The sequence below is a fragment of the Chloroherpetonaceae bacterium genome (assembly GCA_025056565.1).
GTDB lineage: Bacteria > Bacteroidota > Chlorobiia > Chlorobiales > Thermochlorobacteraceae > Thermochlorobacter.
Window position 1 is genome coordinate 179,111 of the sequence record JANWWA010000003.1, and the last position, 12,050, is coordinate 191,160.

Here is a 12,050-nt window from a genome sequence, read left to right on the forward strand (position 1 = left end):
GCGTGCAAATATAGGGCGTCTTAGGCATTCCAGAATTCTCTGTCAAGGCTGCGATACTGAATAGCTTGAATGAGGTGTTTCATTTCAATGCGCTCTGAATTATGAAGGTCGGCAATCGTGCGGCTCACTTTTAGAATGCGGTCAAGTGCGCGGGCAGAAAGGCTAAGGCGCTTCATACTTTCCAGTAAGCGCGCTTCACTGGCTGCGTCTAAGCGGCAAAATTCTTTGATAAGCTTTGTGTGCATCTGTGCATTGCAAAAAATCGATTGCGCGCGGTATGGCTTAAAGCGGTGCTGCTGAATCTCACGGGCGCGCATCACACGCTCACGAATCACCTCAGAGCGCTCTGCAGGGCGCTTAGAGAGCAACTCTGAATGCTCTACTTTCGGCACATCAATGTGAATATCAATGCGGTCTAAGAGCGGACCAGAGATGCGCGAAAGGTAACGCTGAATTTGCTGTGGCGTGGCGGTTAGATTGCCGTGTTCATCTCGCAGGGCGCCAGCAGGACTGGGGTTCATTGCAGCAACCAGCATAAAGCTAGCAGGGTATCTGACTGAAATCGCGGCGCGTGAGACGGTTACCTCACGGTCTTCAAGCGGCTGGCGCAAAACTTCCAGCGTTGTGCGTGCAAATTCAGGTAACTCGTCCAGAAAGAGCACCCCGTTATGCGCTAAACTGACTTCACCGGGCTTTGCCGCCGTGCCACCACCGATAAGCGCTACGCTGCTGGTCGTGTGGTGCGGGCTACGAAACGGGCGCGTTGTGATAAGTCCAACGCCAGCAGGCAATAGCCCCGCAACAGAATAAATCTTCGTGGTCTCCAGAGCTTCTTCAAAAAGCATTGGCGGCAAAATGCTGGGTAGGGCTTTGGCAAGCATCGTTTTACCGCTACCGGGCGGACCCATCATGAGAATGTTATGACCACCAGCCGCAGCAATTTCCATTGCAAGTTTGGCGTCTTGCTGTCCCTTGATATCAGCAAAGTCAACGGAATACGCAGGGGGCGTGGCAAACACATCTTGAAGCGAAACACGTGCAGGTTGAGCACTCTCAGGCTCATTCAGGATTTTGACTGCGTCCGCAAGCGAGTGAATACCGAAGACTTTTGTGCAGGATTCACCTGTAGCAATGGCTGCCTCAGACACGTTCTCGCGAGGTAGGAGCATCATGGAAAACTTTTCTTGCGCAGCCATCACCGCAATCGGTAGTGCGCCCGTAATGCGTCGCAGCATACCATCTAAGGCAAGCTCGCCCAGAATGAGCACGCCTTTTAGGCGCTCTGGTGCGACTACACCCATACAGGCCAAAATGCCAATCGCAATCGGAAGATCGAAGGCAGTGCCCTCCTTGCGCACATCTGCTGGGGCAAGATTGACCGTGATTTTCTTCGGCGGCACGGCATACCCAGAGTTTTTGAGCGCCGTGAGCACGCGCTCACGGCTTTCCTTGATTGCGCTGTCAGGCAATCCAACGACGCTGAACGCAGGTAAGCCGTTATCCAAATTCGTCTCGACCTCAATGCGTAAGGCGTCCACACCGATAACGGCGGCTGAACAAAGCTGTGAGAGCATACCCTTTGGTGGCAAACGTTGGTCTAAACAAATCAAAGATACGCACAGGCTGGAAACTTTTGCTGGGTCAGTGTCAATCGCAATGAGCACCACCTGACCCTCTTAGCTTGAAAGGAAGCAGCTCGGCGGTCAAGTTTGAATCACGCCGACCTTGAATTCTGGTATGTATGGATTTTCATTGACAAGCTCGAGACAATATGCCACTACTGAGCGCGTCTCTCTGGGGTCAATGATGCCGTCAACCCAAAGTCGAGCAGCGGCGTAGAGCGGATTCATCTGCGCTTCGTAGCGGTCGGAGATTTCTTTGAGGAAAGCCGCTTTTTCTTCTGGGCTAATTGTGCGACCTTCTTTTTCCAGCTGACTAAGTTTGATGGAAAGCAAGGTCTCAGAGGCTTGTTTGCCGCCCATCACCGCAATCTGTGCAGTGTGCCATGCAAAAATAAAGCGTGGGTCGTAGGATTTGCCGCACATTGCATAGTTGCCAGCGCCGAAACTGTTGCCCATAATGATGGTGATTTTGGGCACCACAGAGTTGGAAACCGCATTGACCATTTTCGCACCGTCTTTGATAATACCTCCGTGCTCAGCGCGGCTGCCCACCATAAAGCCCGTTACATCTTGCAAGAAAAGCAGCGGAATTTTGCGCTGGTTGCAGTTCATAATGAAGCGTGCGGCTTTGTCGGCGCTATCCGAGTAAATCACACCGCCAACTTGGATTTCGCCTTTGGCATTTTTTACAAGCAAGCGCTGGTTGGCAACAATGCCCACTGCCCAGCCATCAATGCGAGCGTAGCCGCAGATAATGGTTTTGCCGTAGTTTTCTTTGTATGGCACAAAAGAGTCCGCATCGACAATGCGCTCAATGATGGGCATAACATCGTAAGGTTTAGCGCGGTCTTCAGGAATCAAGCCCAAAATTTCCGAAGAGGGGTATTTGGGGGGTCTAGGTTCAATGCGGTTAAAGCCGGCTTTAGGGCGCTCCCCAAATTGCGAAACCAGCTCACGAATTCGAGCAAGGCAGGCTTCATCGTTAGGCATTTTGTGGTCAATGTTGCCTGAAATGAAAGTCTGTGTGGTAGCGCCGCCTAAGGTTTCATTATCAATAACTTCACCAATAGCAGCTTTGACAAGGTGCGAGCCAGCCAGAAAGACGCTGCCCGTGCCTTCTACAATAAGCGATTCATCGCACATCAAGGGCAAATAAGCACCTCCCGCAACGCAAGGTCCCATCACTGCAGCAATTTGCGGAATACCCATTGCGCTCATGATTGCATTGTTACGGAACTGCCGACCGAAATGCTCTTTGTCAGGAAAAACTTCATCTTGCATTGGCAGATAAACGCCAGCAGAATCAACAAGGTAGATGACAGGCAAGTGATTTTCCATTGCAATCTCTTGGGCGCGAAGGTTTTTCTTAGCAGTCATTGGGAACCAAGCGCCAGCTTTGACAGTGGCATCGTTAGCCACAATGACGCAATTGCGCCCGTGAATTTTGCCAATACCAACCACTACGCCCGCAGATGGACAGCCGCCTTCCGCTTCATACATCTCATATGCGGCAAAGAGTCCGATTTCTAAGAATGGTGAGCCTTTATCCAGAAGGAGCGCAATGCGCTCGCGTGCAGGGAGCTTGCCTTTGGCACGATGCTTTTCCATTGCAGACTTACCGCCACCCTGCTTGATTTTCTCGGCAATGGCGCTGATACGCTGCCACTTGGTTTTGAGAAGGTCTTCGCGCACATAGAATTCAGGGGGGTGCTCTAAAGTAAATTGTGACTGAGTCATAGCTGAAATGCTGGTTTGAAGTGCGCAAAGATACGTGGAGAGGGAAGTTGCGCCAAATACTACAACGCAGCCAGAAGACGGCACAAGAACACGCTTTATCCTGTATTGCGAATGCCAGCGGCAATAGAGTTGACCGAGTTGCGCAAAACGGAGAGCAATTTTTTGCGCTCTTCTTCGCTGGCTTCAGAGCGACGATATTTTTTGAGGGCAATGACTTGTATGTAGCTCAGTGGGTCAATGTAAGGCTCTCGGGCACGAATAGAGCGACGCAAAGCGGGGTTATTTTCCAAAAGCTCCTTTTGGCGTGTAATGGTGCAAATAAGGTCAATTGTGTGGTAAAAACGGGTGCGAATCGCCTCAAAGATGGTCATACCCATGGCAGTGTCACTGACCAGTTTGGCATACTCTTCGGCGACGCGAATGTCGCACTTTGAAAGCGACATTTGCATACTGTCAAGAAGTGTGCGGAAGAATCGCCAGCCATCATACATCTCTTGGAAAAGCGCAATAGAGGTGCCTTGTGCAAGCACGGCATCTACGCCGTCGCTAAAGCCAAACCAACTGGGCAGGGTAGCTCGACTTTGCGTCCACGCAAAAACCCAAGGAATTGCGCGCAAGTCTTCGATGCGTCCTGCGCCGCGCCGTTTGGCAGGGCGAGAGCCAATTTTCATTTCAGCAATAATGTCAATTGGCGTGGCTTCATAAAAGTATTCCACAAAGCGAGGATTGTCATAGATGAAGGCACGATAAGCTTTGAACGAGGCTTCGGCTGCCTGAGCCATGGCTTGTAGCCACTCAGGTTTGGGGTCAGGTTCATTCTGCATATTGAGCGACGCAAGCATAACCGCAGTGGTCGTTAGTTCCAAGTTACGCGTGGCGATGTGTGGGGTAGCGTATTTGGACGAGATGATTTCACCTTGCTCCGTAAGTTTAATGCGTCCATCGACAGTGCCCTTGGGCTGCGCCAAGATAGCTTGATGAACTGGTGCGCCGCCGCCTCTGCCAACTGTGCCGCCTCGTCCGTGAAAGAGCTTGAGCTTGACGCCGTAACGCTCTGCGCAGGCTTTCAAGCGCAGTTGCGCATTGTAAAGCTCCCAACTCGATGCCAAAAGCCCGCCATCTTTGCTCGAGTCGGAGTAGCCAATCATCACTTCTTGCAGCATACCACGGGCACGCAGTTGCTTTTGATAGACAGGCATTTCAAACAGCTCCCGCATAAATTCATCCGCATGCCGAAGGTCATCAATTGTCTCAAAGAGCGGGACAATGTTGAGGTCGCTTTGGAACTCATCGTTGTCCGTCAGACGAATCAGCGCCGCTTCTTTGGCAAAGAGCATGACTTCCAGAATGTGGCTCACCTTTGCGGTCATACTGACGATGTAGGTCTGGATAGCGCGTCGGCTGATAGATTCCAGCGAGCGGCGAATTTGTCGGAAGGTGCGCACGACCTCGTCAGTTTCTTCGGAAAAGCCCAGCTTGTAGGGCAGAATTGGACGACGGCTTTGAATTTCCTGAGCAAGCCACGCTCGTTTTTCAGACTCATCCATTTCAGTATATCGCTTGGGCAGAAGCCGCAGTTGGGCTACAATTTCATCGAGCGCTTGCGTGTGTTTGCTGCTATGCTGGCGAATGTCGAGCGTAAAGAACGAAAAGCCGAAAACTTCGGCGCGGCGAATCAGTTTGCGCACTTGCGTAAGGGCAAGTCGCTCACCTTTGTTCTGGTGTAGGCTGCGTTCAATGATGCGTAAATCCTCAAGGAAAGTCTCTTCGTCAGGGTAAGCGCCGGGCAAAGCTCGCTCTGAATCCAGCGATGCCAACGTTTGCGAAAGGCGATAGGAAATATAACGCAGTTTGATGCGATAAGGCTCATTAAAATTGCGCCCAGCCCAGCCAGCTTCAATAGCTGCGCGTCCATAGGCTTGCTCATCGCGCGCAATAGACTCGCGCAACTCACCTGAAATTTTCACGCGATTGAGCGAGCAACTAAGTTCCACTACAGCAGCTTCCACCGCGTCAATGTATCTTTTGAGCACCTCGCGTTTGAGAAAGCGCAGCGTCTCACGCGTAACCTCATGCGTTACGAAAGGATGACCGTCACGGTCGCCGCCCGTCCATGAGTGAATGCGTAGGAAGGGTGGAATTTCAAAATGAAAGTCAGGATAAAACTCCGCCAGTGCATGCTCTAAATCGGCATAGAGCTTTGGCAAGACGTCCCAGAAGATGTTTTCCAAGTAGTAGAGTTGGTTGCGAACTTCCTCGAAAACGGTAAGGCTGCCTTCGCGGACATCATCGGTCTGCCAGAGTGCAGTAATGATAGCAGTGAGTTCTTCGGTAAGGTCTCGGCGTTCATTAGGAGTAAGATTCGGCTGGTTGAGGCGCTCAAGCAAATACGCAATGTTACGTCGCTTAAAGAGCACGCTTTGTCGCACCGCTTCAGTCGGATGCGCAGTGAGCGTTGGCTCAATTGAAAGCCGATTAAACAGAGCCTGCAGCTCTTCGGCAGTTTTGCCTTCCTGTTTGAAGCGAGCAATCACATCGTAAAGTGAGCCTTCTAAGACAGGAGGGCGACCGCTTTCGGCTAACTCTCGCAAAGTTTCTCGGTCACGCCGAACTTGATGAACTTGTTCGGCCACATTCGTCAGATGAAAAAATGCGCCAAATGCACGTACCAAATTCCCAGCTTCCTCGATAGAGAGCGACTCAAGCAAATTCATCAATTCGGCACGCAGTGAATCCTTTTTGCCCATACGAATCTCTTTGCAGAGCAAGCGCACCTTTTCTTCCAGCTCCAAAAACTCAGCACTCTCTTGCTCAACCAGCACTTGCCCAAGCAAATTGCCAAGCATTTTGACATCACGCTGCAGCAGTGCATCGACGCTGGAGAGCTGAGCGTCAGCGGCAAACTCAACCTTCACTTCGGGACTGTGTATCATAACTGCAACACAATAGGTTCAAGGTTACAACAACCGCCAGAGAGAAGCCTTACTTCGGCGCAGGACTTGTGCTCGGTGAAATGCGGAATGCACTGAAAAAAGCTTCAAAGATGCTGCCTTTTCGCTTTACAGCCGACTCTTCCTCACTCTGGGTCTCAAATCCAATCGTCGTAAAGTAAATTGCCTTGTCATAGAAATAATTGAGACGCTGCGAAAACTCCAGCGCACGCTGCAACTCTAAGCTGTCCTCGAAGACGCCTTGACTGCTGACATAATTCCAAAGCTCGACGCGCGATAAAATAAGCGAATAGACAACCTCACTGAGCTTGAAACCTTGCTTGGCACGCTCTCGCCCAAGCATAACGAAATACTCGGCAATGTCTTCTAAGGTTGACTCTTCCTTCTTAATCCAGTATCCCAAACGGCTATAAATCTGATAGACCGAATCATGCAGCGCCTCGTCCGAAAAGTTGCGATAACTTTTCGTGCAAGCGTTTGTTTTGACCTCTTGAATCCAAGACTTGGTGAGGGCTTCTGCGTGATTTTCAATCAGGTAAATGAAGCGATTGTACAGCATACTGCAAATGAATTTGAGTGTTCAGTGTGTGAATGTAACGGATTTTGCCCTTCATTCAAAGGCGAACAAGTGTGGCAAAGAAGCCTTTCTGGCAAAAAGAAAGAGAAGTCTGCCTTATAGAATAAAGATTTCTCTGAGGAAGTCGCTATATTCCCTTGAGTGCTGACAGAATCAAATATGTTGCGTTATGGAATTTCCGCGTTGTGATTTGTATCCTGCCGAAGCCGGCTTTTACTGCCAGTGTGTCGGTTGCCCTGTAATTTCAAACCTCCAGCCGGGTTGTGTGCTCAGGGAAAAAGAAACAGGTATCTACGAATTCATCGGCCCAACACCGAATGGTGGCATAAGGGCTATACTGGTTTTCACCAACGATGAAGGTGAGATTGTCCCTAAGCCTGATGCGAAACATGTCGAAATCCGGGAGCTAAATGAGAAGGGTGAGACAGTGCAAGTAACTTTCGGTGTGGCTGACCCACAAGGCTTCTACTTGGATAGATGATTCTACCAGAGAAAGCTGTATGTGGAAAAAAGGAGAATCGCTCAATGAATAGCGTAGCGCAAAACGGCACAAGCACGGTTGACCTCACAATCGTAGGCGGCGGTCCAACTGGCATTTTTGCCGCATTCCAGTGTGGAATGAACGAACTAAGTTGCCGAATCATTGACAGTATGCCGGAGTTAGGCGGTCAGCTCACCGCACTGTATCCCGAGAAATACATCTACGATGTAGCAGGCTTCCCACAAATTATTGCGGCGGATTTGGTGGGGCAGCTCTGGGAACAGGCTTCGCAGTTTTCGCCCGAAGTAGTGTTGAATGAACAAGTGCTGAGTGTTCAGAAGCAAGAAGATGGGTCGTTTCAGGTGCGGACCAGTGCAGGGCACACATACTTCAGTCGTGCCGTGCTCATCGCCGCAGGATTGGGAGCATTTTCGCCTAGAAAGTTGGAGCAACTTGGCGATGTATCGCACTTAGAAGGACAGTGCATTTTCTACGCGGTTAAACGGATTGAGGATTTCAGAGGTAAGCGTGTGGTGATTGTGGGTGGCGGTGATTCCGCACTGGACTGGACAATGGGGCTGTTAGATGTGGCAAAGTCGGTAACACTGGTGCATCGAATGAACACATTTCAGGGACATAGCAAAACCGTAGCCGATGTGCTGGAAGCCGAAGAAGCAGGTAGAGTAAAAGTCTATCTCAAAGCTGAAGTGCGTGCTATTCACACGGTTGGCAATGAACTGCGATATGTGGAGGTCGAATGCAAACCGGATGTGCTACACTTGGAGGCGGACTGTCTTTTGCCACTAATTGGTTTCAAGTCGGACTTAGGTCCAATTAAGAACTGGGGATTGAAATTAGAAGGTAATGCAATTGCTGTCGAAGCCAGCACGATGCAAACCTCAATTGAAGGCATTTATGCGGCTGGCGACATTGCCAGCTATCCGGGGAAATTGCGGCTCATTCAGACAGGACTAAGCGATGCCGCAATGGCAGTTCGAAACAGCCTCAGCTACATTCGACCGGGCGAAAAAGTCAAGCATCAGTTTAGTTCAATCAAAATGGCAGCAAAAAGGTTGTCGTAGTACCTTGTCTTCTGCAAAGAGTGCGAATAACCCTTATCGCCAGACACGATGAGACTTAAATTGAACTATGCCAAAGCGCTGGCATGGCTAATTGTCTTGATAGGTTGCTCTGGAGCTTGTGAGTCGCAGAGGCTTGCAACAAATAGAGATGGCAAATTTCAACCCAAGCAGCAAAGTCTAAGAATGATGGAAGAGTCAATTTATCGTCCAGATGACCCGAAACCACATCCAGACCTCTTGCCAGAGGACGTTGTAAGGATTCAGCTACGCGCCTTGAAGCATAACGACAGTAGCAATCACGGCATTGCCGTGACCTATCGGTTTGCATCGCCTGACAATAAGCTTTACACAGGACCGTTGCCGCGATTTATTCAAATGCTGCATAATCCCCTCTACGCCCCAATGCTGAACTACGAAACTGAAGAAATTGGCGAAATAAAAAAGAAAGGCAACTATGCAGAGCAGAAAGTTGTCCTAATTGACAAAACTGGGCGTGCCTACACATACCTCTTTATGCTCTCCAAGCAAGAAGAAGGCGACTATAAAGGCTGCTGGATGACAGACGGAGTGCGCAACCTGACCGCTGAGCGACAAAGCGAAGCAACTCGACTGACGCTCACACTGGAGCAAAAGAAACAAATGCTGGATTCGCTTTTCGAACAGCTAAAAAACGCTGAAAGCGAAGAGGTAGCCACGTTTGTCGAAAACCTGATTTGGGAGCTTTGGATGACGAGTGAGCGAGAGGAAATCAATGTCTTGATGGCGCGAGGTATAGAAGAAATGCGTGAAAGTAACTACGCACGTGCGATTCAAGTGTTCACGGCGATTACAGAACTGGCACCAGACTTTCCAGAAGGATGGAACAAGCGAGCGACGGCATACTACCTCAAAGGTGATTTTGCCAAATCGGTCAAAGACATCGAGCGCACTTTAGCTCTGGAGCCACGCCATTTTGGCGCACTGTCTGGCTTAGGGCTAATCTATTCAGCATTAGGCAATGACCAAGCGGCGCTGAGAGCATATGAAGCTGTGCTGGAAATTCATCCGCAGCAAAAAACATTGCGAAAGTATGTCGAAGAACTGCGCCGCAAATTGGGCATTCGGCGATTGTAGATAAGCCGACTGAGAAAACATCGCAGCATGGCAAGTTTTCATTAACACGCCTAACCCTAGAACCTGTGAACGCATCGCATACTGTAAAGATTGGATTGGTGCAGCGCAAAGGTGCACCAAATCCAGAGGAGAATATCGCCCGCACCTTCGCAGGCATTCGAGAAGCAGCGGCTCGAGGGGCACAGATTGTCTCCACGCAAGAGCTTTTTACGACACTGTATTTTTGCCAAACGGAAGACTATGCGCCTTTCGAATTTGCAGAGCCGATTCCGGGCGAGACAACCGACAAACTGTGTGCTCTCGCAAAAGAATTAGGCATTGTGATTGTTGCGGCACTGTTTGAAAAGCGCACGCAAGGACTGTATCACAACACTGCCGTTGTGATTGATGCCGATGGGACTTATTTAGGCAAATACCGCAAGATGCACATTCCTGATGACCCCGGCTTTTATGAAAAATTTTACTTTGCGCCCGGCGATTTGGGCTTTAAGGTCTTCAAGACCCAATTTGCAACCATCGGCGTATTGATTTGCTGGGACCAGTGGTATCCTGAGGCGGCACGACTGACTGCACTGCAAGGGGCACAGATTCTTTTCTACCCGACAGCAATTGGCTGGGCAACAAATGAGCCTGACCCTAAGATGCGCGCCGAACAATATGCAGCGTGGGAGATGATTCAACGTAGCCATGCAATTGCCAACGGCGTCTTTGTCGCTGTAACCAATCGGGTCGGTCGAGAAAATTCACCTGAAAATCCAGGTGAAGGCTTGGAATTTTGGGGACAAAGTTTCGTGGCTAATCCCTTCGGTGTCTGTTTGGCAAAGGCTTCTGCTGAACAAGAAGAAGTGCTCGTGGTCGAGTGCGATTTGTCTCAAATTGACTTCTATCGGCAGCATTGGCCGTTTCTACGCGACCGCCGCATTGATACCTATGCCCCGCTGACCAAACGATTTTGGGACAGCGAAACTGAAGCCGAAGTTTGAGACCAAAGTGCTATTTTGCAGCTACGCTGGCAGAAAGCAACGACTGCCAGAAGAAAGTAACCCAAAACAGTAAAAACATCAATCAGATGAAAAAAGCACTTATACTGGTTTGTCTGCTGCTGCTTCTTTCAGTTTCTGCTCAAGCTCAACTGCTGCCTTCGCTGCGATTGGGTGCAGGAGGCGGGTTTTCTGGCTCGAGTCAGACAACCACCGTCTTGGGCAGAGACATTACCACTACATATGCAGGCTTTAACTTGGGAGGCAAATTTAAGGCGACGATTCCGCTCGTGCCGCTAACGCCTATGGTGTTTGTCAACTACAGCTCCTTTAGCCTCACGACCGAAAATGTAACCTCAGACATTCGCTCAACGATGCTTGCATATGGAATTGGTGCAGAGTTGGTCATTTTACCCTTGCCTGTTATCTCACCGTATGTCGGCGTGGATGTGGGGCTTTACAGTGCCTCCTCGACAGCACAGAATGCCACGACCACCACACGTACAGGCGTAGGAGTGGGATTAGGGGCCGAAATCAGTGTGCCCCTCGTGCCGATTGCGTTTGAAGTAGAGGGCAAGTATCGCCTCTCAAACCTTCTTGGCAGACAAGAAGGAGAGCGTGCATTCAATTACTTCCAAGTCTCCGCAATGCTCATGCTGAAAATACTGTAAGACAAGTAAAGCTGGACTGCATCTACCCCTCGCTTCCACAGCATAGGTTAGGGGCAAAGATGCAGTTCCGCACCGCTTTTAGAACATGACTTTGCTCATTCAAAAAATCTCAGTCGCATCAATCGCGGCAGAAAGGAGAGAAAAAATGCGCACAATCAAAACTTTGATGCTCTGGCTTATCGGGGCTACGGTAATCGCAGATGTGGCAGTTGCACAGCCCGGACTGCGCTTAGGAATTGGAGGAGGCTTTACCGCAGGCGGGCATGATGTGTCTTACAATCCCGTTGCAGGCTCAGGATTTGTGTCAGCTGTGCGGAGTGCACAGTATAGCGGTGGCAACATCAACGGCAAGCTCAAGCTGGACTTTCTGCTCACGCTAACAGGACACCTGACATACAACTTGCTAACGACTTCTTCGCAAACTGCTGTAAATGTCGGAGGCGTCCCTATCAATAACCCGTTTGCGCCTACGGGCTCAAGGCTCAATGTGCTAAATGCAGCTGTGGGCTTAGAGCTGCCGCTACGCTTGCCCATTATTACGCCCTACATTGGCGCAGATATTGGACTGTATAACATCACGCCAGAGGGACAGTCGGCTTACACGCGCTACGGAGCAGGCATTGGAGTTGGTGTAGAAATCTACCCGCCGCTAATTCCAATCGTCTTCGAGGTGGAAGCACGATACCGCTTTGCAAATCTCATCGGTCGTGAAGAAATCACGGTGCAAAACCTTGTGCGAGCGCCTGAAAATGCTCTAAATTATGTGCAGATTTCAGCAATGCTGCTCTTCAAGTTGTTCTAACGTTTCGGAAATCATCAGTCTTAGGTTGAAAAAT

The 12,050-nt window shown here is 50.0% G+C and carries 10 protein-coding genes; 6 read left to right on the forward strand and 4 right to left on the reverse strand.

Going from position 1 to position 12,050, the window contains the following annotated elements; genetic code table 11:
- Window positions 1–20: 20 nt before the first annotated feature.
- The 4 genes from NZM05_04050 to NZM05_04065 all read right to left on the reverse strand — a co-directional run bounded on the left by NZM05_04050 (window position 21) and on the right by NZM05_04065 (window position 6,869).
- Window positions 21–1,574, reverse strand: coding sequence for a YifB family Mg chelatase-like AAA ATPase (locus NZM05_04050; GenBank protein MCS7012789.1), 1,554 nt, complete (start codon window positions 1,572–1,574; stop codon window positions 21–23).
- Between the two features lie 129 nt (window positions 1,575–1,703).
- A complete protein-coding gene (locus tag NZM05_04055; GenBank protein ID MCS7012790.1) occupies window positions 1,704–3,359 on the reverse strand; it encodes an acyl-CoA carboxylase subunit beta in 1,656 nt (551 codons plus the stop codon).
- A 95-nt stretch (window positions 3,360–3,454) separates the two neighbouring features.
- A complete protein-coding gene (gene ppc / locus NZM05_04060) occupies window positions 3,455–6,292 on the reverse strand; it encodes a phosphoenolpyruvate carboxylase (protein MCS7012791.1) in 2,838 nt (945 codons plus the stop codon).
- Window positions 6,293–6,341: 49 nt separating this feature from the next.
- Window positions 6,342–6,869 (reverse strand): RsbRD N-terminal domain-containing protein, encoded by a 528-nt coding sequence (locus tag NZM05_04065; GenBank protein ID MCS7012792.1) that lies wholly within the window; start codon window positions 6,867–6,869, stop codon window positions 6,342–6,344.
- 187 nt (window positions 6,870–7,056) lie between these two features.
- Here NZM05_04065 and NZM05_04070 point away from each other — a divergent pair, with 187 nt between their 5' ends.
- The 6 genes from NZM05_04070 to NZM05_04095 all read left to right on the forward strand — a co-directional run bounded on the left by NZM05_04070 (window position 7,057) and on the right by NZM05_04095 (window position 12,016).
- On the forward strand, window positions 7,057–7,368 hold the full coding sequence (locus NZM05_04070; protein MCS7012793.1) for a hypothetical protein: 312 nt from the start codon (window positions 7,057–7,059) through the stop codon (window positions 7,366–7,368).
- 44 nt (window positions 7,369–7,412) lie between these two features.
- Entirely contained in the window at window positions 7,413–8,450 is a 1,038-nt protein-coding gene (locus NZM05_04075) for an NAD(P)/FAD-dependent oxidoreductase (protein ID MCS7012794.1), read from the forward strand.
- Between the two features lie 48 nt (window positions 8,451–8,498).
- Window positions 8,499–9,563 carry a DUF4864 domain-containing protein gene (locus tag NZM05_04080; GenBank protein ID MCS7012795.1) on the forward strand — a complete coding sequence of 355 codons (1,065 nt, stop codon included), beginning with the start codon at window positions 8,499–8,501 and terminating at the stop codon, window positions 9,561–9,563.
- A gap of 65 nt (window positions 9,564–9,628) precedes the next feature.
- The gene (locus tag NZM05_04085) at window positions 9,629–10,546 is read left to right on the forward strand and encodes a carbon-nitrogen hydrolase (GenBank protein ID MCS7012796.1); all 918 of its coding nucleotides are present in this window, start codon (window positions 9,629–9,631) and stop codon (window positions 10,544–10,546) included.
- Window positions 10,543–11,214, forward strand: a complete 672-nt coding sequence (locus tag NZM05_04090) for an outer membrane beta-barrel protein (GenBank protein ID MCS7012797.1) — start codon at window positions 10,543–10,545, stop codon at window positions 11,212–11,214. Before NZM05_04085 ends, NZM05_04090 begins: the two co-directional genes overlap by 4 nt.
- A 145-nt stretch (window positions 11,215–11,359) precedes the next feature.
- Window positions 11,360–12,016 carry a hypothetical protein gene (locus NZM05_04095; protein MCS7012798.1) on the forward strand — a complete coding sequence of 219 codons (657 nt, stop codon included), beginning with the start codon at window positions 11,360–11,362 and terminating at the stop codon, window positions 12,014–12,016.
- Window positions 12,017–12,050 lie beyond the last annotated feature (34 nt).